Raw genomic sequence first — 22,416 nt, forward strand, 5'->3', positions numbered from 1 at the left:
CCGTTGGTCGCGGCGTCCAGCCGGTTTGTTCATGGAAGCTAAGCTCTAACTGGGGAGTAGGTCTTATCTTCCAATGAGGTGAGGGATGGTTGATTCACAGCAAAAAGCTACAAAACCGGAGCTGTACGAAAGACTGATCGATCGTCTGGGCATGGCCCTGGAAGCGGCAAAAACCGCTGGCCGGCTGCGTGATGAACGTCCGCTGGAGCTGGAATTGCGTGGCTTGAGCCCCGCTGAGTTTGCCCTGGTCAAGGCGTATCTGGATCGCAGTGAACGTGAGACACACGGATGCTTGTCCGAAGCAGTGAAGCAACTCGACGCACCACGTTCAGCCAAGATTATCTGGCTCAAGGACAAGGTCCCCGGCAGAGACGCGGTAAAGGTCCGGTCTTTGCAGTTCAAATAAGGGCACAGAGCCATGCTCCATGATTTTTTGAAGCATAGTCCTTCCGTCTTTATTGTCGCATTGCGTCAATCCACTTAGGCTTCGGGCATCTCAGGGAGATGCTCGATGCCTTTTCGTTATTTCGTGAAACAACTTCTACTGCCGCCCGGCATTTTATTGCTGCTGCTTTTGCTTGCGTGGTGGCTGCGCCGCTCTAAACCGAGGCTTGCCGGCGTGTGCTTTGCGCTGGGCTTTGGCGGCTTCTGGCTGATGAGCCTGCCGATTGTCGTGCAATGGAGCGCCGAACTTCTGGAGCGTGAGCCACCGCTGGCGCTTGATGAGTGGGCGACGTTGGCACAACACGCTGATGCGATTGTATTGCTGGGCTCGGGGCGTGAGCGCGGCGATCCAGCGTGGGGAGCCGATCAGCCGACCGGTGTCGGTCTGGAGCGTCAGCGTTATGCGGCCCGTCTGGCCAAAGCCTCGGGTTTGCCGATACTGACCAGCGGCGGCCTGCATTACGGCACGCCGCCAACCGAGGCGCAGATGATGGCTGACTCGTTGCGCGATGATTTCGGTGTGGCCGTGCGGTGGCAGGAAGGTCAAAGCCGTACAACTTGGGAAAATGCACAGTTGAGTGCCAAGGTTTTATTGCCGGAAGGAATCAAGCGCGTGGTGCTTGTGACGCAAGCCTGGCACATGCCGCGAGCGGTCTGGAGTTTCCAGGCGGTCGGGTTTGAGGTGGTGCCGGCGCCGATGGGGTTTCTTGGCGTAGATAATGCCCGACCGCTGGGAGGCTGGTTGCCGGAGTTCAAGTCGATCTGGCAGAGCGGGCAATTAATGAATGAAGCGGTGGGGCAGATTGGGTATTCGCTTTTCTACCGCTGAAAATCGACAAATCGCAGCCCTCGTTTCACTCGACAGCGCCTACAGAATACGTCATCCCCTGTAAGCGCTGTCGAGTGAAACGAGGCTGCGATCTTGTTGCAGGCGCCGCGATACTTAAACGGTTTTCGCCATCCGGCTCGCCACCAGCGCCCAGCCAAACAGCAACACACAAACAATGATCAGCGGCCACGAGCGCCATTGCAGATACGGCGTCAGGTTGTGCATCGGTACGACTTCGCCGTATAGGATGCCGCGCTCGAATTGTGGAATCTGTTCGGTGATCTGGCCGAACGGGTTGACCAGGCCGGTCACGCCATTGTTGGTGGCACGGATCATCCAGCGACCCGCTTCCAATGCGCGCATCTGTGCCATCTGCAAATGTTGCAGCGGACCGATGGAAGTGCCGAACCAGGTGTCATTGCTGATGGTCAGCAACAGATCGCTTTGCGCGGCCAGGCCGGCGGCGAACTCTGGATACACCACTTCGTAGCAGATAAATGGTGCGATCTGATAACCCTTGGCTTGCAACATGGCCTGGTCGGCCGGGCCGCGGGCGAAGTCCGACATCGGCAGGTCGAAGAACGCGATCAGCCCGCGCAGCACATCCTGCAGCGGCACGTATTCACCGAACGGCACCAGTTTCTGCTTGAGGTAGGTGCCATCGCCTTCGCCGACCACGGTAATACCGTTGAAGAAGCGTTTTTCATGACGGACGACTTCGCGAATCGGCACGCCGGTAATCAGTGCCGAGCCCCGTTCGGCAGCGAATTTACCCATCATGTCCAGGTAACCCTGTGCGGACTCCTTGAGCACCGGAACCGCGGTTTCCGGCCAGATCAGCAGGTCGACGCGCTTGGAGCTGAGACTCATGTCGCGGTACAGCGCCAGTTGGGCGTTGAGCTGCGCCGGGTCCCATTTCATGCTTTGTTCGATATTGCCCTGAATCGCCGCGACACTCAGCGGCGCACCCGACGGGCTGGTCCAGGCGTGATGCTTGAGTGCCATGCCGGCCACCCACGGGCCGACCAGCAGCAGGGCGCCGACTGCGATGAAGCCTTTACGGCCAGTACGAACCAGGCGCATGCCGTTGTAGATCAACGCAGCGGTCAAGGCCAGGGTAAAGGAAATCAACCACATGCCACCGACGGGGGCAAGCCCGGTCAATGGCCCGTCGAGTTGACTGTAACCGGAGTAAAGCCACGGGAACCCCGTGAGAAACCAGCCCCGGAACGCTTCCTGGCCAACCCATAACGCGGCGAATGCCAAGGCATCGGCCAGCGGTGCTTCGTTACGTCGCAGCCAGCGCGCCCAGATCCAGGCAGGCAGGGCGAAGAACCAGGCAATCGCCGCCGTGAAGATCAGCATCAGGAAACCGGCCAGCAGCACCGATGCGCCACCGAAGTGGTGAATGCTGTAGTAGATCCAGCTGGTGCCGGCGCCAAACAGACCGAAGCCGAAGCACCAGCCACGGCCCAGCGCCTGGCGAGGATTCAGCTCACGCAGCCCGGCATAGAACAGCCCGACCGCCAGCAAGGCCAGCGGCCAGATATCGAACGGCGCCAGGGCCAGAGTGGTGATTGCACCGGCCGCCACGGCCAGCAGGTTACCGGGCCAGCCGGGGCGGGTTGTCCAGCGCATTTCAGTCCTTAAATTTTTACCGGGCGATAGGCGTCAAACGTAGCAAATGAATGCGACGGCTGTCGGCGTTCAGGATGCGGAAACGATAGGCGCCGATTTCAGTGATTTCGTTACGTTTTGGCAAGTGTCCGAACGCGCTCATCACCAGACCGCCGACGGTGTCGAATTCATCATCGGAGAATTCGCTGTCGAAAAACTCGTTGAAGTTCTCGATCGGCGTCAGGGCCTTGATCAGGAAGTCACCGCTGGGCAGCGGCTTGATGTAGCTGTCTTCTTCGACATCATGCTCGTCTTCGATGTCGCCGACGATTTGCTCCAGCACGTCTTCAATGGTCACCAGGCCCGCCACGCCGCCGTATTCGTCGATGACGATGGCCATGTGGTTGTGGTTGGCGCGGAACTCGCGCAGCAACACATTCAGGCGCTTGGATTCCGGCACGAACGTGGCCGGACGCAGCAGGTCCTTGATGTTGAAGCTGTCGCCGTTCTCCTTGAGGATCAACGGCAGCAGGTCCTTGGCCAGCAACACGCCCATCACGTCATCGTGGCTTTCGCCGATCACCGGGTAGCGGGAGTGGGCCGAGTCGACCACGGCCGGCAGGAACTCGCGAGGTGTCTGGGTCGCCTTGATGCTGATCATCTGCGAGCGCGGGACCATGATGTCCCGCACTTGCAGGTCAGCGACCTGGATGGCGCCTTCGACGATGGCCAGCGCTTCGCTGTCCAGCAGTTTGTTCTGATGTGCATCGCGCAGCAGCTCCAGCAGCTCCTGGCGGTTTTTCGGCTCGTGGGCAAAAGCCTGGGTGAGCTTCCCCAGCCATGACTTTTGCCCGTTGCTCGATCGATCTTCGCTCATAGCGATTACTCTGAATCCTTTGTTGTATCAGTAGGGGATGTATCGGTTTCGTCGTCCGCGTACGGATCGGGATAGCCCAATTCAGCAAGCAACGTTCGTTCCAGTGCTTCCATTTCTTCGGCTTCGTCGTCATCTATATGGTCGTAACCCAGCAGATGCAAGCAGCCGTGAATCACCAGGTGCGCCCAGTGGGCCTTGAGCTCTTTGCCTTGTTCAGCGGCTTCGCGCTCGACCACGGCCACGCAGATCACCAGATCGCCCAGCAGCGGGATGTCGAGAAACTCGTCCGGCACGTCGGCGGGGAACGACAAGACGTTAGTGGCGTAATCCTTTTGCCGCCAGGTGTGATTGAGCTCGCGGCCTTCGGCTTCGTCGACCAGACGAATGGTCATTTCGGAGTCGGCGGTGCGCTGGCGCAGGGCCAGTTCGCACCATCGGCGGAACTCGGCTTCGCTGGGGGCGGACGCTTCGGTCGCGATTTGCAGGTCAAGCTCAAGCATCGCGGCGGCTTTCCTTGGCGGCGGCATCGTCGGCCGCTTTGGTTTCGAAGCGCTCATAGGCTTCGACAATCCGCTGCACCAACGGATGGCGCACAACGTCCTTGGGCTGGAAGTGCGTGAAGCTGATGCCCGGCACGTCCTTGAGCACTTCGATTACGTGGTGCAGCCCGGACTTGGTGCCGCGTGGCAGGTCGACCTGGGTGATGTCACCGGTGATGACCGCTGTGGAGCCGAATCCGATCCGGGTCAGGAACATTTTCATTTGCTCGACGGTGGTGTTCTGGCTTTCGTCGAGAATGATGAAGCTGTTGTTCAGCGTGCGACCGCGCATGTAGGCCAGTGGCGCCACTTCAATGACCTGGCGCTCGATCAGCTTGGCGACGTATTCGAAACCGAGCATTTCGTACAGCGCGTCGTAGAGCGGGCGCAGGTACGGGTCGATTTTCTGCGACAGGTCGCCGGGCAGGAAGCCGAGTTTTTCACCCGCTTCGACCGCCGGACGCACCAGCAGGATGCGGCGGATCTGCTCCCGTTCCAGCGCGTCCACCGCACAGGCGACGGCCAGGTAAGTCTTGCCGGTACCGGCCGGACCGATGCCGAAATTGATGTCGTTACCGAGGATTTCCTTCACGTAGCGCAGCTGATTCAAGCCGCGAGGGCGAATCATGCCTTTCTTGGTACGCAGGGCGACGGAGGCTTCGGCGGGCGAGTGGTTGTCCAGCTCTTCGACAGCGGATTCCTGCAGGAACAGGTGAACCGTGTCCGGCGACAGCTCGGTACCCTTGGTTTCCCGGTACAGGCGGCGCAGGAGATTTTCCGCGGAGGTGGTGTGTTTGCGCTCGCCGATCAGTTCGAACTGGTTTCCGCGGTTGCGGATCTCGATGGTCAGGCGCTGTTCGATCAAGCGCAAATGCTCGTCGAATTGCCCGCACAGATTGGCGAAGCGGCGAGCCTCAAAAGGCTCGAGGATGAAACGATGTGGTTCGATGGGTGCGTTCAAGGTCGTATTTAGCCGCCCTGGGGCAATAGTGATGAATCAAGGATAGCGCCAGTGGCGCGGGTGCGAAAGATCTTAAATGGATCAAGCCATTCTCAAGAATAATGCAGTTCACTGTGGGAGTTCGCTTGCCAGCGATGGCGATGTAACTGGCGACATCTTTGCTGGACTTGCTGGCCCAATCGCTGGCAAGCCAGCTCCCTCAGGGATCTTCGGTGTTATTGGATCAGCGAGCCCCGCAGTGAGTGCGGTTGAGCCGCATCGATATGCACGTCGGCGAACTGCCCGATCAAGGTCGGATTGTCGCAGCGGAAGTTGACGATACGGTTATTCTCGGTCCGGCCTTGCAGCTCGCCGGGGTCCTTTTTCGAATAATCGGTTACCAAAATCCGCTGGATCGAACCGACCATTTGTCGGCTGATCTCGAAACCTTGCTGGTTCAGTCGATGTTGCAGGGCGTTCAGGCGTTCTTTTTTCAGCGCTTCCGACGTGTCATCGGCCAGATCGGCGGCCGGTGTGCCCGGGCGCTGGCTGTAGACGAACGAATAGGAGAAGTCGAAACCCACGTCCTGAATCAGCTTCATGGTTTGTTCGAAGTCTTTTTCGGTCTCGCCGGGGAAGCCGACGATAAAGTCCGAGCTGATGCAAATCCCTGGTACGGCGGCGCGCAGCTTGCGCAGTTTGGATTTGTATTCCAGCGCCGTATGGTTGCGCTTCATTGCCGCGAGGATGCGATCCGAACCCGATTGCACCGGCAGGTGCAGGTGTTTGACCAATTCCGGCACGTCGGCGTGGGCCTGGATCAGGCTGTCGGAGAACTCCAGCGGGTGTGAGGTGGTGTAGCGGATGCGGTCGATGCCGTCGACAGCGGCGACCACGCGGATCAGCTCGGCCAGATCGGCCAGGCGTCCGTCGTGGGTCGTGCCGCGATAACCGTTGACGTTCTGCCCCAGCAGCGTCACTTCGCGCACGCCGTTTTCGGCCAGGTGAATGATTTCGGCGATCACGTCATCGAACGGGCGGCTGACTTCTTCACCGCGGGTATAGGGCACCACGCAGAACGTGCAGTACTTGCTGCAGCCTTCCATCACCGACACATAGGCGCTCGGGCCATCGATGCGCGGTTCGGGCAGGTGATCGAATTTTTCGATTTCCGGAAACGAGACGTCGACTTGCGGCAGCTTGCTGATGCGTGCGGCGTCGATCATTTCCGGCAAGCGGTGCAGGGTTTGCGGGCCGAATACCACGTCGACGTACGGTGCTCGGTCGCGGATGGCCGCGCCTTCCTGGCTGGCCACGCAACCGCCGACGGCGATTACCATGTCCGGGTTGGCCAGTTTCAGTTCGCGCCAGCGGCCGAGCTGCGAGTAGACCCGGTCCTGGGCACGTTCGCGGATTGAGCAGGTGTTGAGCAGGATCACGTCCGCGTCTTCAGCGCGAGCGGTGACTTCCAGGGCCTGGTGTTCGCCCAGCAGATCGACCATGCGCGAGCTGTCGTACTCGTTCATCTGGCAACCGTGGGTTTCGATGTAAAGCTTCTTGGCCATGGAATAGAGTCATCACGTGATTCAAAGAACCGCGCATTATAGGGAACATGCACCCAGGTTCCTACCGCTGCGCGTCCGATGGCTATGCTATAGTTCGCGCCCTCATTTTTATCCCCCGATGTGTTGCTCGCCCACCATGACCAAACGTGAAGCTCCAATCTACAAGGTGATTTTCCTCAACCAGGGCCAGGTGTTCGAAATGTACGCCAAGCAGATCTATCAAAGTGATCTGTGGGGCTTTCTGGAAGTGGAAGAGTTCGTCTTTGGCGAGCGCACGCAAGTGGTCGTCGACCCGAGCGAAGAAAAGCTCAAGGCACAGTTCGAAGGCGTGGTGCGCAGCTTTGTGCCGATGCATTCGATCGTGCGCATCGATGAAGTCGAGCGCCTGGGCACTCCGAAAATCAGCGAAGCCCGCGGAGCGGTCGGCAATGTGATGCCGTTTCCGGTGCCGATGCCTGAGAAGTGATGAGCTTAGGCTAGAGAAGCTTGTTGTGGCGAGGGAGCTTGCTCCCGTTCGCCTGCGAAGCGGGCGCAAGACCGAAATGCGCGGTGTGTCAGGCAGGGTGTGATTGCAGGGCTTAGGGCCGCTTCGCGCCCCAGCGGGAGCAAGCTCCCTCGCCACACTGGGTCGCGTTCGATTTAAGGAAGCGGCGAGAAAGGCGTACGCCCATCGGCGCTCTGCAATTCCATCAGGTACTTGCGAAAGATCTGGCCGAGCACCTGAGTGGCGACTTCCAGTTCCTGGCGGGGCATTTTCTCGGTGACTTCGTCGGCGGTGTCCAGTGCATCTTCAGCGCCGTTGACCGCCGCCATCTTCAGCAGAATGTAAGCCTGAACGTTGTTGGCCGGAACGCCTTCGCCGTGGAAGAACATGGTGCCGAGTTTGAATTGCGCCTGGGCGTGGCCTTGCAGCGAGGCCTTTTCGAAGTAGCTCAGGGCTTGATTGAGATCGCGCGGCGCGTTTTTGCCTTCGTAGTAGAACTCACCCAACTCGTATTGCGCTTGGGCATCCCCTTCATCCGACGCTTTCTGGCAGGCGGCGAGCGCTTGTGCCAGGTCTTGCGGCTGGGTATTGAGGGTGCAGCGACCCATCGCTGGGATTAACAACGAGTTACCGCCTGCTTGTGCGAGCGCGAGCAGGGGCTGAAGGAGCAACAGGCAGCCCAGTGAAAGGGCGCGGCCGGTGCGGTTCATGGGAATCGACTTACCTCTGAAGGGCGCGCGGACCCATCGAGGGGATCCAATAAGCGCGCATTATGAAATAAGCAGGGCCAACCTTACAAAGTCTTTACTCGTTTTTCTGCTGCGTGGGAAACATATCGCCCACTTTGCAGGGGAATCTTGGCAGATGAGTAGGAAAAATGCGGGAGTGTAGGTAAAAGCTGACGCTGGCAATGGCCAACGTCAGCGGTACAGCGTTATTTCAATGCAGCGAATGCGCGCTCGGCGGCATCCAGGGTCAGTTTCAGCTCGGGTTCGCCATGGGCGATCGAGGTGAAGCCGGCTTCGAACGCGCTCGGTGCCAGGTACACACCGCCTTCCAGCATCAAGTGGAAGAAGCGCCCGAACAGGGCGGCGTCGCTGGCCATAACATCTTCGAACGTCACGATGTCATCGGCACCACTGAAGTACAGGCCGAACATACCGCCAGCCTGAGTCGTCACGAACGGAATGCCCGCCGCATCGGCACGCACTTGCAGGCCATCGAGCAGGCGAGTGGTGTAGTCGGTCAGTTCGGCGTGGAAGCCCGGACGGCTGATCAGGCGCAGGGTGGTCAGGCCGGCCGCCATCGCCAGCGGGTTACCCGACAGCGTACCGGCCTGGTAGACCGGGCCCAGCGGTGCGATGCGCGACATGATTTCGCGTTTGCCGCCGAAGCAGCCGACCGGCATGCCGCCACCGATGATTTTGCCGAACGTGGTCAGGTCCGGCGTCACGCCGTAGTGAGCCTGGGCGCCGCCGAGGGCAACGCGGAAGCCGGTCATCACTTCGTCGAAGATCAGCACCACACCGTGCTTGTCGCACAGGGTGCGCAGGCCTTCGAGGAAGCCGGGAGCCGGTGGTACGCAGTTCATGTTGCCGGCGACCGGCTCGACAATGATGCAGGCCACGTCCTGGCCGACTTCGGCGAGCATCGCTTCAACGGCATCGATGTCGTTGAACGGCAGGGTCAGGGTGTGTTTGGCAAACGCCGCCGGCACGCCGGCCGAGCTCGGTACACCTTGGGTCAGGGCACCGGAACCAGCCTTGACCAGCAGGCTGTCGGAGTGACCGTGGTAGCAGCCTTCGAATTTGATGATGCTGTCGCGACCGGTGAAACCACGGGCCAGACGAATAGCGCTCATGGTCGCTTCGGTGCCGGAGCTGACCATGCGTACCATGTCCATCGACGGCACGAGCGAGCAGACCAGATCAGCCATCTGGGTTTCCATCTCGGTCGGCGCGCCGTAGGACAGGCCGTGTTCCAGTTGCTTGCGCACGGCGTCCAGCACGTCCGGATGGCTGTGGCCGAGGATCATTGGCCCCCAGGAACCAACGTAATCCACATAACGCTTGTCGTCTTCGTCAGTGACGTAGGCGCCTTCGGCGTGCTTGAAGAACAACGGTGTGCCGCCCACGCTCTTGAACGCGCGGACCGGGGAGTTCACACCACCGGGGATGTGTTTCTGGGCATTGGCAAACAGGGTTTCGGAACGAGACATGATCGGGTTCTCAGATTTCAAGCGAATTAAATGGAAAGCAGTTCGTTAAAGGCGCGGGCACGGCGGGTTACTTCAGCCGTGCTCTCTGCGCCAAACAGGCCGTGCACCACGGCCAGCAGATCAACCCCATGGGCCACCAGCGGGGCAGCATTCTCCAGGGTGATGCCGCCAATCGCGCAGATCGGCAGATGCAACTGCTGGCGCGCCTGGTCGAGCAGTTCAAGACTGCAGGTCGGCGCGCCGGGTTTGGTATTGGAATTGAAAAAGCGTCCGAAGGCGACGTAACTGGCGCCTTCTTTTGTGGCTTGCTCAGCCAGTGCGATTTGCGCGTGGCAGGTCGAGCCGATGATCGCTTTGGAGCCAAGCAGTGCGCGGGTCGGCGACAGCGGGCCGTCGGTCTGGCCCAGGTGCACGCCGACGTTCAGGCGTGCCGCCAGTTCGGCGTCGTCATTGATGATCAACTGGGTCTTGTAGCGTTCGCACAAATCGCGCAGGGCTTCAGCCTCGCGCAGACGACGGGCCTCGTCGCTGCTCTTGTCGCGGTATTGCAGCAGGGTGACGCCGCCCTCCAGCGCCGCCTCCACGTACGAAAGAAATCTACCGGCCAGTAGCTGGCTGTCGGTAATGGCGTACAGGCCACGTAGTTTCATCAGGCAAGCCTCACCGCATCACTCATTGAAGTTACGAACAGAAGTCCAGTGGCAGGCGGCGTGGCACGAACTGACCTTTGCCCAGCTGCTCGGCATCACGCAGGGTACGCCACGTGTAGTTAAGTGCAGTCTGTACGGCGCTGGCGAGGTTTTCGCCCTGGGCCAGACGACCGGCCAGCGCGCTGGCCAAGGTGCAGCCGGAACCGTGATAGCTGCCCGGCAGACGCTGGCAGGTGTAGGTTTCGCGCAGGCCATCACGGCTGTACAGGCGATTGTGGATTTCGGTTTCATCGCCATGGCCGCCGGTGATCAGCAGGTGTTTGACGAACGGCAGGAGTTTTTCAGCGCACTCGTCCGCGGTGCCTTCAGGCAGTTCGGCGAGGATCCGGGCTTCGGGGAGGTTAGGAGTCGCAATGATCGACAGGGGCAGCAGGCGTTCGCGCATGGCGTAGCCGACTTCGTCCTTGCCCAGGCGTCCGCCGCCCCCGGCGCGCAGCACCGGATCGCAGACCACTGGCAAGTGCGGGTGCGCCGAAAGCAGTTCGACGACGGTGTCGACCATTTCCAGCGAACCGAGCATGCCCAGTTTAACGGCAGCGACTTCGGAGTCGTTGAGCACGGCATTGGCTTGGGCCAACACCCACTCACGGTCGAGGACGCGGAAGTCAGTGACATTGACGGTGTCTTGCACGGTCAGGGCGGTGACGGCCGGAGCCGCATGGCAACCCTGCGCGAGCAGGGCTTCGATATCTGCCTGCAAGCCGGCGCCACCACTTGGGTCGTGGCCGGAGAGACAGAGGACAACGGGGCGAGAGCTGTAGATATTCATGGTGCGCGAGCTTACCACCAAACATCTTTTTTCGGGGGGCCGCCCCATAAACTCGGAACAGGAAAGCAGCGGCATTTTCGCGGTGTTTTCGCGATCTGATCGACTAAACAGCTCTATCTCAAATATCTTCGCTGGAACGCCCGTTCTAGAGCCTTTGTAGGAAAAATTTCTGTAGTGCTCAATAGCCATCAACGGCTATGCTAGAGTGGATCCAAACAAATAACAGGTAACACCGGTTTACGTCTGCTCAAAAGGAACGGGGGGGCTTGCTGACAGAACCGGACAGGCCACGCTGGGGCATAAATGCGCTATTTGCTGATGTTGATGTTGTGTTTGCCCTTGTTGGCGAGCGCCGTCGAATTCGATGAGTTCACTCAAAGCCTCCCCTTGGGCCGATCCCTGCAAGTGTTCGAAGACGCCGGTGGCCAGGCGACCATCGCGGATGTGCGTGCGCAAGCGGCAACCGGCAATTTCAAGGTTCACGATAAAGCCACCCTCAACGCCGGATACTCGCGTTCAGTGTTCTGGCTGAAAATCGACCTGCAATACCGCCCGAACAACCCGGCGGCGCAACGGACCTGGCTGCTGGAACTGGCCTATCCGCCCCTCGATCACCTCGACCTGTACTTGCCTGATTCGGCCGGCAACTATCAATCGGTTCGCCAGACCGGTGATGCCTTGCCGTTCGCCACTCGCGAGATCCGCCAGAACAATTATCTGTTCAGCCTCGATTTCACCCCCGGCCAAGCGCAAACCGTGTACCTGCGCCTGCAAAGCCAGGGTTCGATCCAGGCGCCGGTAACGTTGTGGTCGAGCACCGCGTACCTTGAAGATCAGCCTGTTCGACTGTATGTGCTGGGACTGATCTACGGTGTGTTGCTGGGGATGCTGGTCTACAACCTGTTCATCTACCTCAGCGTGCGCGACACCAGTTACCTCTATTACATCTTCTACATCGCCTCGTTCGGTTTGTATCAGCTGTCGGTGAATGGCGCGGCCGTGCAGTACTTCTGGCCGAACAATCCCTGGTGGGCCAATGCGTCCACGCCGTTTTTCATCGGCTGTGCCGGGCTGTTCGGCAGCCAGTTCGCCCGCAGCTTCTTGCAGACGGCCACCCACAGTCGCTGGCTTGACCGCTTGTTGCTGGCGTTGGTGGCGTTCAGTGCGTTGGTGGTCGGCCTGTCGCTGATGACCAGTTATGCCTTGGCCTTGCGTCTGGCAACGGCCCTGGCACTGACCTTCACCGTGGTGATTTTTGCCGCGGGGATTTTCGCCTGGCTGCGCGGCCTGCGGGTTGCGCGTTATTTCATCATTGCCTGGTCGGCGTTCTTGCTTGGCGGCATCGTCAATACCCTGATGGTGCTGGGTTATCTGCCGAACGTGTTCCTGACCATGTACTCCAGCCAGATCGGCTCGGCCATCGAAGTGGCGTTGCTGTCCCTGGCGCTGGCCGACCGCATCAACGCCATGCGCGAGCAGCAAGCGCAAACCCTGCTCGATGCCGGGCAAAAACTCGAAGTCCTCAACCAGCAACTGGCGCGCAGCAACCAGCTCAAGGACGAATTCCTCGCGACCCTGACCCATGAATTGCGCACGCCGATGAACGGTGTGATCGGTTCGCTGGAGCTGATGCAAACCGTTGAAATGGATCCGGAGCTTGAGCAGTACCAGCAAACCGCCGCAGGCTCGGCGCGGGACATGATGCGCATGGTCAATGGCATTCTGACCCTGACGGAATTGCAGGCCGGCAAGCTGCAGGCCACCCCGTCGACCTTCAGCCTGCGCGGCGTGGTCGAGGCGTTGCGCGTGCAGTTCGACGGCAATGCGTCGAGCAAGTCGCTGGACTTCAAGGTCGATGTGGCGCCGGGCGTGCCGGATCGTCTGTACGGCGACAGCGCCAAGTTGGCGCAGTGTCTGGAATGCCTGTTGGACAACGCCATCAAGTTCACCCGGGTCGGTGGCATGGCGCTGCGGGTCACCGGGAAAACCGTCAGCCCCGATCGCCTTGCGTTGTCCTTTGCGGTGATCGACACCGGGATCGGTTTCACCGATCTGGGCGAAGCGACGATGTATCAGCGGTTTTTCCAGCTCGACAGTTCGATGACCCGTGAATACGGCGGGCTGGGTGTTGGCCTGGCTATTTGCCGGCAACTGGTGGAATTGCTCGGTGGTCGCCTGACGCACCGCTCCGAGCCCGGGCGTGGCAGTCGTTTCCAGCTCGACGTCGAGTTCGAAGTCCCGGCCGTCGAAGTCCCGTCAGCGCCGTTCATGACCCGGGACTTTCCACGCCTGAAACTGCCACAGGATTGCGCCGTGCTGCTGGTGGATGACAACAACATCAATCAATTGGTGATGCGCGGCATGTTGCTCAAGCTCGGGTTCCGAGTGCGTACCGCAGACACCGGCAGCGCCGCGCTGGATTTCCTGCAGCGTGAAAGCTTTGACGCGGTATTGCTCGATTGCGATCTGCAACCGTTGGACGGCGTGTCGGTTTGCTGCCAGATCCGCGCCTTGCCGGGCTGCGCCGAATTGCCGGTGTTCGTGATCGCCCTGGGCGTGGATCGGGAGCGTTGCCCGACCGGTGCACTGATCGATCATCTGAGCAAACCGGTGAAATTCGAAGACTTGCAGACGGCACTCTATCGTCGGGTGCTCTGTCAAAAACAAGGCGAAAGCGCCGATATTTAGGCGTATATGACACTTTGATCGGTCATGGGGCGGTGCTTAACTGAAGTCCCTTGGCTGACCAAAGGAGCCCTGTCATGAACCTGCATCAGTTCGCCGAAACCCACGAAGTCACCAACCAGCCGCTGTCACTGGACGGCGCCAACCTGTATCGCATCGACCTGCCATTGCAGGAGTGGTCGCGGCGCTTCGGGGCCGGTTGGGCCGAATCGCGGATCGACGCCTACGGCGCACTGGCCGGCGGGCCGCTGATGGAAGCGGGTTTTTTGGCCAACCAGAACAAACCGGTGTTCAGCAGCCATGACCGCTATGGCCATCGCATCGACCTGGTGGAGTTTCATCCTGCCTATCACGAACTGATGCGCACGGCGGTCGAGCACGGTTTGACCTCGCTGCCCTGGGCTCATCCGCAGGACGGCGCCCACGTCGCCCGCGCCGCCATGACTTACCTGCACAGCCAGGCCGAAGCCGGCAGCGGCTGCCCGCTGACCATGACCTTCGCCAGTGTCCCGGCGATGCGCCTGCAACCGGACCTGGCGGAAAAATGGTTGCCGAAGATTCTCGCCACCGAATACGACCCGCGCAATGTCGGCATAGCCCACAAGGCCGGGGTCACCATTGGCATGGCCATGACCGAGAAGCAGGGCGGCACCGACGTGCGGGCCAACACCACCAAGGCGTACCCGGTGGGCGCCAGCGGTCCGGGTCAGGCGTACGAACTGGTGGGGCACAAGTGGTTCTGTTCGGCGCCGATGTGCGATGCCTTCCTGACCCTGGCGCAGACCGACAAGGGCTTGACCTGTTTCCTGCTGCCGCGCCATCGCCCGGACGACACGCGCAATCAGTTCTACATCCAGCGGTTGAAGAACAAACTCGGCAATTGTTCCAACGCGTCCAGCGAAGTGGAATTTCGCGGTGCGCTGGCGTGGATGGTCGGTGAGGAAGGGCGTGGCGTTCCGACCATCATTGAAATGGTCGCCATGACCCGTTTCGACTGCATGGTCGGTTCCAGTTCCCTGATGCGTCAGGCGCTGACCCAGGCCAGTCACCACTGCGCTCACCGCTCGGTCGGCGGCAAGCGGCTCAGCGAACAGCCGTTGATGCAGAACGTGCTGGCGGACCTGGCGCTGGAAAGCGAAGCGGCGCTGGCGTTGAGCCTGCGCATGGGCCGGGCGCTGGATCATCTGGACGATTCGCAGGAAGCGAAATTCGCCCGGCTGGTGACGGCGGTGGGCAAATACTGGATCTGCAAACGCGCGCCGGCCATGATCAACGAAGCCGCCGAATGCATGGGCGGCGCCGGTTATGTCGAGGACAGCATCCTGCCGCGCCTCTACCGCGAAGCCCCGGTCAACTCGACGTGGGAAGGCTCCGGCAACGTGCAATGCCTCGACGTACTGCGGGCCTTGTCGAAAGAGCCAGGTGTGCTGGATGCGTTGTTCAGCGAGTTGGGTGATGGGCATGGTGACAAGCGTTTGGCTGCGCATATCCATCAATTGCAGGCGGCGTTCAAGGACACCAGTGACATTCAGTACCGCGCCCGGCAATTGACCGAGGACATCGCCTTGGGGTTGCAGGCCAAGCTGTTGCTGGAGGCTGGCAATTCGGTGGTCAGCGATGGGTTTATCGCCAGTCGCCTGAGTGGTGGTGGCCGGGTTTACGGTGCGTTGCCACGTGGGTTGGATGTGGAAGCCATTGTCGTCCGCTCAACCCCGCAAGCACTGTAAAGAACCTGTAGGCGTGAGCCTGCTCGCGATGACGGAACGACATCCAACATTTGTGTTGGCTGACCCACCGCTATCGCGAGCAGGCTCGCTCCTACATTTATGCTCTGTGCACATACACAACACGCCACTGTTCCCGTGAAGCTTTGATGCAGGCAAGATGCAGGTCTGCAAGTCAGAACACAGGATGCTGATCGTGACCGAAGCTTTTATTGTCGTTCAAACCGCCGAGCAAGCCGTGGATCGGCTTGCGCTCTTGCACAATCGTGCAACCACCGCGTTGAGTCAGGCGCTCAAGCGTTACCTCAAGGATCGCGTCGAGCCCGATGCCGAACAACGTGCATTGTTCCGTTACCCCGAATTGCGCCTGACCTACCATTGCCAGGGTGAAGTACCGCAGACCACCCGCGCCTACGCCAAGGTGCAGTTGCCGGGCACCTACAGCGTCACCGTCACCCATCCGTCGGCTTTCCGTAAATACTTGCTGGAACAGCTGGTTCCTTTGATGCACGACTTCACCGTGACCGTCGAAGTCGGTGTCAGCGAACAGAACATTCCTTATCCGTACGTGGTCGAGCAGGGCGACGAACTGGCCGGCTCCGGCGTGACTGCTGCCGTGCTGGCACGGGTGTTTCCGAGTACTGACCTGTCGGCGGCGACCGACGGCATTGCCGATGGCTTGTACGATTGGGAAAACACCGATCCGCTGCCGCTGGCGTTGTTCGACGCCGCACGGGTGGATTTCTCCCTGCGCCGATTGGTGCATTACACCGGTAGCGATTGGCGCCATGTGCAACCATGGATCCTGCTGACCAACTACCACCGTTACGTCGACCAGTTCATCGTCCATGGTCTGGAGCAGCTGCGCAGCGATCCGCGTTTCGTGCGCATGGTGTTGCCCGGCAACGTAATCATCGAAAAGAGCATGGATCACGGCGAAGCCTCGGCGATTGCCGCCGGTGTGGTCTGGCACCGTTACCAGATGCCGGCCTATCACCTGATCGCCACCGACGGTCACGGCGTGACGCTGGTGAACATCGGTGTCGGCCCGTCCAATGCCAAGAACATCACTGACCATTTGGCTGTGCTGCGCCCGCATTGCTGGCTGATGATCGGCCACTGCGGCGGCTTGCGTCAGTCGCAGACCATTGGCGACTACGTGCTGGCCCACGCTTACATGCGCCGCGACGGGATTCTTGACCGCGTGGTGCCGCCGAATATTCCAATCCCGGCGCTGGCCGAAGTGCAAATGGCCTTGCAGCAGGCGGCGGCGAACGTCACCGGCGAGAAGGGCGACGAACTGAAGAAACGCCTGCGCACCGGCACCGTGCTGACCTACGACGACCGTAACTGGGAGTTGCGCTGGGCCCAGGAGCGACCGTTGATCAACCTGTCCCGCGCCGTGGCGGTGGACATGGAAAGCGGCACCATCGCCGCTCAGGGTTATCGCTTGCGGGTGCCGTATGGCACGTTGCTCTGCGTCTCGGACAAACCGCTGCACAGCGAGATCAAGCTGCCGGGTTCGGCCAACGCTTTCTATGAGCGCGCGGTCAGCCAGCACTTGAAAATCGGTATCGCTGCCGTGGATCTGCTGCGCACCGAGCTCAACTCGCTGCACTCGCGCAAACTGCGCAGCTTCGACGAGCCGCCGTTCCGCTAACGGTTGTCATGGTCATTTGGTGGTTGGGGCACTAGCATTAGCAGCCCTGACCGCTAGATGTTCTCTTCGCCATGTCCCGTCCCCAGCGTCCTGTTTCCCGCCGCCCTGGCGCGAAGCCTTCTCTTTCAGCGCCGCGCCGTGTCGCCAAGGCACCACCGGCCGAGCCGAAGCTGATCCTGTTCAACAAACCGTTCGATGTGCTGACGCAGTTCAGCGACGGCGAAGGGCGCGCGACACTCAAGGATTACATCGAAATTCCGGGGATCTATCCGGCAGGACGGCTGGACCGTGATAGCGAAGGGTTGCTGCTGTTGACCAACGACGGTCAGCTTCAGGCGCGCATCGCCGACCCCAAGCACAAACTGGCCAAGACCTACTGGGTGCAAGTCGAAGGCGAGCCGAGTGCCGAGCAACTGCAGCGCCTGCGTGACGGCGTGGAGTTGAACGACGGCATGACCCTGCCCGCTGAGGCGCGACAACTGGATGAGCCTGAACTGTGGCCACGCAACCCGCCGGTACGCTTTCGCAAAAGCGTGCCGACCCGTTGGCTGGAGTTGATCATTCGCGAAGGGCGCAACCGTCAGGTGCGGCGCATGACCGCTGCGGTCGGCCTGCCGACATTGCGGCTGGTGCGGGTCAGGATCGGTGACTGGACCATCGAAGGGCTCGATCAGGGTCAGTGGAAAGAAGTGCCGGCGCGCTTATAAAGAGCCGGATTCGATCAGGCCGATCACCACACTCTTGATCACAAACGCCGCCACGCCGAGGCCCAGCACGAAGAACAGAATGAACGAGCCGAAGCGCCCGGCCTTGGACTTCTTCGCCAGATCCCAGACGATGAAACCCATGAAAATGATCAGGATGCTGACCAGGCCGGTCATCATCCACTCTTCGAATACTGCAGGATCCATCGAACTTCTCCAGCGCGGGCGAGGCTAAAAGGGCGCTAGGAGTATACGCCCGGCAGGCTGCGTGCAGTATTGACCTGCGGCGGTGTGTCGCAGCTGTGGCGAGGGAGCTTGCTCCCGCTGGGGTGCGAAGCGGCCCTGAAATCTGCAATCGAGTTATCTTTGGCACACCGCATGTGTCGGGCCTGCGACTGCTTCGCAGCCGAGCGGGAGCAAGCTCCCTCGCCACAGTTAGCCCCACATCCTTCTATCAGCTACGCAGATGCGTCAACGGCAGCTCAGTGCTGTTCAACACCTGATTCAGCACAAAACTCGACCGCACACTGGTGACGCCGTCGATCCGGGTCAAATGCCCCAGCAGCAGTTTCTGGTAATGGTCCATGTCGGGCACCACGACCTTGAGCTGATAGTCGGCATCCATCCCGGTCACCAGGCTGCATTCCAGCACCTGTGGCAAGGTGCGGATGGCCTGTTCGAAGTTCTCGAAACGCTCCGGGGTGTGCCGGTCCATACCGATCAGCACATACGCCGTCAGGCTCAGGCCGAGCATCTTGCGGTCGAGCAGGGCGACCTGGCGGGAGATGTAGCCGTCGTCTTCCAGTTGCTTGACCCGACGGGAGCAGGGCGAGGGTGACAGGCCGATGCGTTCGGCCAGCTCCTGATTGGAGATGCGCGCATCGCGCTGCAATTCAGCCAAAATACTCAGGTCGTAACGGTCGAGTTTGCTCATCAAACGGTCCCTTGTCATATCTATTGCGGCAGATTATCTATCCAGGGTTAAAAATTGCGCAAGTGATGTTTAATTCAGCAATCTTCGCAATCCTCTGCCGGCGTCTCAGGCCTATTCTTATCACCAGAATCACTGCTCGGACAAACAGTCCAGTGCGGCTCGCCCAATCAGGCCTGCCGCGGCCGCCACCCCCACCGGGGATGCGCAGGCCCCCGAGCTACACACTGTCCAGAAGGCGGCGTGAGGTGAGCCGATGCCACAAGCATCGAGCACGGACGAAGTTCTCAAGGGGAGGCCGACGGGTCTCCCCTTTTTCTTGGTGCGCCAGGCATGGCGCGTTGCGCGTAAGCGCAACCAGCTTGGCTGTGGTGGCCACGCTGGTGACTTGGAGGTGAAAGTCCTCTACACACCCGGCAAGGGGAAGTGTTAGCCAGAGGCAAGGGTGTCGCGGGTGACTGCGAATCTGAAGGAAGCCCGAGGCAAAATGCTGGCCTGACGAACAGGAAGCGGATAGAGGCGGCGCAGCGGGGTAAGAAGGCAAGCATCTTCAAAGCCCGATACTTGCACGGAACGCTGTGACGTAGATCCGACAGGCATAAGCAGGAAGGTCGCGCGAATTACCCTGGGAGATCTGTATAGCCTGCCATGTGCTACCGGCGTCGCGAGATGACGGGATGGGCGACAGAAGTCAGCAGAGGCCGTAGTAGTTGCTCGACACCGGAGTAACGAAGGGCTGAACCTGCCATGAGTGGATAGTCGGGTGTGATCTCTGTTGGAGCGTAAAGCAGAAACACCGCATAGCGGGGGTCGAGACCATCAGGAGGTAGGAGCCGGAAGCTCCGAGGGCCGGTCTGGGCGCTTAGATACCACAGGCGACACATCAACGGAACCAAGCTCGCTGACGTTGTATGTCAGTAGGCAGGAACCGCCGTATACGGAACCGTATGTACGGTGGTGTGAGAGGACGGCGGGGGCAACCCCGCCTCCTACTCGATCCTGAAATTTGGCGTTCGCCACTCAATAAATAAGTTTCGCGACTGATAACCTGTGGCAGAACCGGGCTGTGCATTTTCAGTCTTACATACAGGCCCTATCCCACAGTGAGGAAAAGCATGAAGTCGCGCATCTGGCGTTTGGCCGGTGTTGGTTTGCTGTGTGTCAGTGTCACTGCGCAATCGCTGGCCGATGAGCCGCAGAACCGTGGCCCCGATGGCGGGCAGCACGGGGAGGGTGGCCATCAGGGTAATAATCAGGGTCGTGGCGGCAACAACCAGCCGCGCCCGCAGAACAACGACATCATTCGTGGCGATAACAGCCGCCAGTTCGAGCACAACGCTCAGGGTCAAGACAACGGCCAGTGGCAGAATCAGAACCACGGCCAATCGCAGAGCCGTCCACCCCCCGACTACAACAGCCGGGTGCGCTCGCCGCCGCCATCACCGCAACTCCCGGCCAACGACTTGCCGATTCAGCCTCGGCCGGACGCTGTGCAACAAACTCAGGAGCCGCGACGTCGTTACTATCAAGACCAACCGCGACGCAATGACCCCAATCAGCACTGGAATGGCTACATCGGCGCACCGTCGTCCAATGGCAACAACCAGTGGCAAGGTCGCCCGAGTGGCCACGGAAACGGCTGGGGGCCAGGCCCGCAATATCGGCCAGGGCATGTGATCGACCGCTTCCCGGACCGTGACTATCGCGTGCCTTATGGCGGACGGGATTATTTCTACTCCGGCGGCTACTGGTATCGCCCGCAAGGCCCGCGTTACGTAGTGGTGCAGCCGCCGCGCGGAATTCGTATCCAGTATTTGCCCGATTATGCCCGTGAAGTCTGGATCGGCGGCTCGCTGTTGTTCCTGGCCGCCGGTTCGTACTACGCCTACCAGGAAACCACGCAGGATTACGTGGTGGTCGAGCCACCCGGCCAGCCGCTGGCGACCGGCAACAGCTACGACGTCGAAGCGTATCCGGCCAACGGTCAGTCGCCGGATCAGATCAATCAGGACGGTTATGATTGCTATCGCTGGGCGGTCGAGCAGAGTGGTTTCGACCCGCGCGTCGACACCTATCAACCGGACCCGACCGTGGTGCAAACCTACCGCCAAGCCCAGGGCGGGTGCCTGAGCAGTCGCGGTTATCGCGTGACGTTCTGAGCCCTGGCGGCGTTCACCACTTCCTGCGGGTCGGCGTGCACCAGCACTTCGGCTCGCGGGTAGGCGCGATGGATAGCATCGGCGGCCTGATCGCTGATGCCATGGGCGACTGACAGGGTCAGCTCTCCCGGCAATTCCAGATGCAATTGCACAAACCACTGGTTGCCGGAAATCCGTGTGCGTAAATCATGCGCACCCAAAACTCCCGGCACGCTGCACGCCAGTTCCAGCATGTGCTGACTGACATCCGGCGGCAGCTCTTCATCCATCAACACCGCAAAACTTTCCCGGGCGATCTGCACCGCGCTCCAGAGGATGTACGCGGCAATCCCCAGACCGAACCACGCGTCGACCTGATGCCAGCCAACCCCGGCCAATACCAGCGCCACCAGAATGCTGCCGTTGAGTAGCATGTCCGAGCGGTAATGCAGGGAGTCGGCGCGCACGGCGTTGGAGCCGGTGGCCTTGACCACGCGGTGCTGCAACATCAGCAGGGCCAGTGTCAGGCCCAGCGAAAACACAATCACGCCGATGCTGATCCACGGCGCGCCGACCGGTTCCGGGTGCTTGAGCCGGTCGAATGCCTGCAACGCAATCAGCACCGCACTGCCACCAATGAACAACGCCTGTGCCATGCCGGCCAGTGACTCGGCCTTGCCGTGCCCATAGCGATGATCATCATCAGCCGGGCGCAAGGCGTAATGCACCGCCAGCAGGTTGAGCAGCGAAGTGACGCCGTCGAGCGCCGAGTCGGTCAACCCGGCGAGCATGCTCACCGAGCCGCTCAACCACCAGGCGATGGCTTTGGCGATGATCAGCGTGCAGGCCACCGCCACCGAGGCACGGGTCGCCAGCCGCAGCAGGCGGGCGTGTTCGGAGCTGGACATCATGAGTGCGGCTATTCCTTTAAATGCACCGATTACCCGGCGGGTTGCAGGCCGAGCAGGGCTAATTGCTGAGTGCTGCCTTTGTGCTGGATCAAGCGTGGATCGTCCAGCGGCAGGCTGCGGCCCGTTTCACGTTCCAGAATAGTCTGCAACTTGAGGTTATCGACCTTGCCGTCGGCACCGATGGCTTCCTGCAGTTTTTCCGGTGCCACCTGCGCAGTCTCGCCCGGTGCGAAATAGATCGCACCCGTGGCGAAGTCCACGGCAAACGCAATCAGGCCGGGTACGATGTAGAACAGCAGGCCCACGGCGTCGAGCACGGCAATCGCCGGGTCGATCTTGCCGTCGATCTGGCCACGACGATCCGGATAGAAAATCGAGCCGCACGCGGTCAGTTGAGTCAGCAAGGTTGCAACCAGAACACCGCCAATCAGGCGAAAGGGAACACGCATATGGAATCTCCTGAGTAATCTCAAAACGAAGCGTCGTCGATATGAATTAGGACCGCGACTAACACCGGGCAGTTCGCCGTTATACTCGCCGCGGCAGGGCGTGCCCACAGTAAATTGCGGCCGCGTCTCACCCCTCTCGAATAGTTGAGGATTAACGTTGTTTTTTCCAGATCGACAATGCGTCAAGGCTGATGAATGTTATCGGGGTTCGGCCCTCCGGGC

General features: G+C 60.4%; 21 protein-coding genes. 8 read left to right on the forward strand and 13 right to left on the reverse strand.

All coding sequences use genetic code 11. The features are described from left to right. Positions 1 to 85: 85 nt before the first annotated feature. Positions 86 to 406 carry a hypothetical protein gene (locus tag ACNYC6_RS17215; protein ID WP_175387925.1) on the forward strand — a complete coding sequence of 107 codons (321 nt, stop codon included), beginning with the start codon at positions 86 to 88 and terminating at the stop codon, positions 404 to 406. A 105-nt stretch (positions 407 to 511) separates the two neighbouring features. Beyond that, the gene (locus tag ACNYC6_RS17220; protein ID WP_419708415.1) at positions 512 to 1,273 is read left to right on the forward strand and encodes a YdcF family protein; all 762 of its coding nucleotides are present in this window, start codon (positions 512 to 514) and stop codon (positions 1,271 to 1,273) included. 114 nt (positions 1,274 to 1,387) lie between these two features. Here ACNYC6_RS17220 and lnt read toward each other — a convergent pair whose 3' ends face one another. From lnt to miaB, 5 genes are all read right to left on the reverse strand, one after another. Beyond that, entirely contained in the window at positions 1,388 to 2,911 is a 1,524-nt protein-coding gene (gene lnt, locus ACNYC6_RS17225) for an apolipoprotein N-acyltransferase (RefSeq protein WP_419708416.1), read from the reverse strand. 16 nt (positions 2,912 to 2,927) lie between these two features. Next, entirely contained in the window at positions 2,928 to 3,767 is an 840-nt protein-coding gene (locus tag ACNYC6_RS17230) for an HlyC/CorC family transporter (protein WP_007909641.1), read from the reverse strand. Positions 3,768 to 3,772: 5 nt separating this feature from the next. After that, complete coding sequence (gene ybeY, locus ACNYC6_RS17235) at positions 3,773 to 4,267, reverse strand: rRNA maturation RNase YbeY (RefSeq protein ID WP_419708417.1); 495 nt, start codon at positions 4,265 to 4,267, stop codon at positions 3,773 to 3,775. After that, positions 4,260 to 5,267, reverse strand: coding sequence for a PhoH family protein (locus ACNYC6_RS17240; RefSeq protein WP_419708418.1), 1,008 nt, complete (start codon positions 5,265 to 5,267; stop codon positions 4,260 to 4,262). Before ACNYC6_RS17240 ends, ybeY begins: the two co-directional genes overlap by 8 nt. Positions 5,268 to 5,482: 215 nt before the next feature. Beyond that, positions 5,483 to 6,811: a tRNA (N6-isopentenyl adenosine(37)-C2)-methylthiotransferase MiaB gene (gene miaB, locus ACNYC6_RS17245; RefSeq protein ID WP_419708419.1), complete on the reverse strand. Its 1,329-nt coding sequence runs from the start codon at positions 6,809 to 6,811 to the stop codon at positions 5,483 to 5,485. Positions 6,812 to 6,947: 136 nt separating this feature from the next. Here miaB and ACNYC6_RS17250 point away from each other — a divergent pair, with 136 nt between their 5' ends. Further along, positions 6,948 to 7,277, forward strand: coding sequence for a DUF1820 family protein (locus ACNYC6_RS17250; protein WP_077045543.1), 330 nt, complete (start codon positions 6,948 to 6,950; stop codon positions 7,275 to 7,277). Positions 7,278 to 7,450: 173 nt separating this feature from the next. Here the strand turns inward: ACNYC6_RS17250 and ACNYC6_RS17255 are convergent, their stop codons facing one another. The 4 genes from ACNYC6_RS17255 to ACNYC6_RS17270 form a co-directional block, all read right to left on the reverse strand. Further along, positions 7,451 to 8,005 carry a tetratricopeptide repeat protein gene (locus tag ACNYC6_RS17255; RefSeq protein ID WP_338583276.1) on the reverse strand — a complete coding sequence of 185 codons (555 nt, stop codon included), beginning with the start codon at positions 8,003 to 8,005 and terminating at the stop codon, positions 7,451 to 7,453. A 224-nt stretch (positions 8,006 to 8,229) separates the two neighbouring features. Continuing rightward, the gene (gene hemL / locus ACNYC6_RS17260; protein WP_419708420.1) at positions 8,230 to 9,513 is read right to left on the reverse strand and encodes a glutamate-1-semialdehyde 2,1-aminomutase; all 1,284 of its coding nucleotides are present in this window, start codon (positions 9,511 to 9,513) and stop codon (positions 8,230 to 8,232) included. Positions 9,514 to 9,539: 26 nt separating this feature from the next. Then, entirely contained in the window at positions 9,540 to 10,163 is a 624-nt protein-coding gene (gene thiE / locus ACNYC6_RS17265) for a thiamine phosphate synthase (protein WP_419708421.1), read from the reverse strand. 31 nt (positions 10,164 to 10,194) lie between these two features. Next, the gene (locus tag ACNYC6_RS17270; protein WP_008052407.1) at positions 10,195 to 10,992 is read right to left on the reverse strand and encodes a hydroxymethylpyrimidine/phosphomethylpyrimidine kinase; all 798 of its coding nucleotides are present in this window, start codon (positions 10,990 to 10,992) and stop codon (positions 10,195 to 10,197) included. Positions 10,993 to 11,295: 303 nt separating this feature from the next. Here ACNYC6_RS17270 and ACNYC6_RS17275 point away from each other — a divergent pair, with 303 nt between their 5' ends. The 4 genes from ACNYC6_RS17275 (at position 11,296) to ACNYC6_RS17290 (ending at position 17,768) form a co-directional block, all read left to right on the forward strand. Beyond that, positions 11,296 to 13,680 carry a 7TM diverse intracellular signaling domain-containing protein gene (locus ACNYC6_RS17275; RefSeq protein ID WP_419708422.1) on the forward strand — a complete coding sequence of 795 codons (2,385 nt, stop codon included), beginning with the start codon at positions 11,296 to 11,298 and terminating at the stop codon, positions 13,678 to 13,680. Positions 13,681 to 13,754: 74 nt separating this feature from the next. After that, entirely contained in the window at positions 13,755 to 15,404 is a 1,650-nt protein-coding gene (locus ACNYC6_RS17280; RefSeq protein ID WP_419708423.1) for an acyl-CoA dehydrogenase family protein, read from the forward strand. A gap of 157 nt (positions 15,405 to 15,561) precedes the next feature. Then, positions 15,562 to 17,061, forward strand: a complete 1,500-nt coding sequence (gene amn, locus ACNYC6_RS17285) for an AMP nucleosidase (RefSeq protein WP_419708424.1) — start codon at positions 15,562 to 15,564, stop codon at positions 17,059 to 17,061. A 71-nt stretch (positions 17,062 to 17,132) separates the two neighbouring features. Continuing rightward, positions 17,133 to 17,768 carry a pseudouridine synthase gene (locus ACNYC6_RS17290; protein WP_419708425.1) on the forward strand — a complete coding sequence of 212 codons (636 nt, stop codon included), beginning with the start codon at positions 17,133 to 17,135 and terminating at the stop codon, positions 17,766 to 17,768. On the opposite strand, the gene ACNYC6_RS17295 is transcribed toward ACNYC6_RS17290, so the two are convergent. Both ACNYC6_RS17295 and ACNYC6_RS17300 read right to left on the reverse strand, forming a co-directional pair. Beyond that, the gene (locus ACNYC6_RS17295; protein WP_093229943.1) at positions 17,763 to 17,972 is read right to left on the reverse strand and encodes a DUF2788 domain-containing protein; all 210 of its coding nucleotides are present in this window, start codon (positions 17,970 to 17,972) and stop codon (positions 17,763 to 17,765) included. The two genes, ACNYC6_RS17290 and ACNYC6_RS17295, sit on opposite strands and share 6 nt — an antisense overlap. Positions 17,973 to 18,219: 247 nt before the next feature. After that, positions 18,220 to 18,699: an Lrp/AsnC family transcriptional regulator gene (locus ACNYC6_RS17300; RefSeq protein WP_419708426.1), complete on the reverse strand. Its 480-nt coding sequence runs from the start codon at positions 18,697 to 18,699 to the stop codon at positions 18,220 to 18,222. Positions 18,700 to 19,811: 1,112 nt separating this feature from the next. Between ACNYC6_RS17300 and ACNYC6_RS17305 the strand changes: the two genes are divergently transcribed. Next, the gene (locus tag ACNYC6_RS17305; RefSeq protein WP_419708427.1) at positions 19,812 to 20,855 is read left to right on the forward strand and encodes a DUF6515 family protein; all 1,044 of its coding nucleotides are present in this window, start codon (positions 19,812 to 19,814) and stop codon (positions 20,853 to 20,855) included. Here ACNYC6_RS17305 and ACNYC6_RS17310 read toward each other — a convergent pair. Then, positions 20,837 to 21,745 carry a cation diffusion facilitator family transporter gene (locus ACNYC6_RS17310; protein ID WP_419708428.1) on the reverse strand — a complete coding sequence of 303 codons (909 nt, stop codon included), beginning with the start codon at positions 21,743 to 21,745 and terminating at the stop codon, positions 20,837 to 20,839. The genes ACNYC6_RS17305 and ACNYC6_RS17310 overlap by 19 nt on opposite strands. A gap of 29 nt (positions 21,746 to 21,774) precedes the next feature. Further along, positions 21,775 to 22,194: a polyribonucleotide nucleotidyltransferase gene (locus ACNYC6_RS17315; RefSeq protein ID WP_419708429.1), complete on the reverse strand. Its 420-nt coding sequence runs from the start codon at positions 22,192 to 22,194 to the stop codon at positions 21,775 to 21,777. Positions 22,195 to 22,416: the final 222 nt, after the last annotated feature.

The organism is Pseudomonas sp. NFX224 (genome assembly GCF_048565165.1).
Lineage (GTDB): Bacteria > Pseudomonadota > Gammaproteobacteria > Pseudomonadales > Pseudomonadaceae > Aquipseudomonas.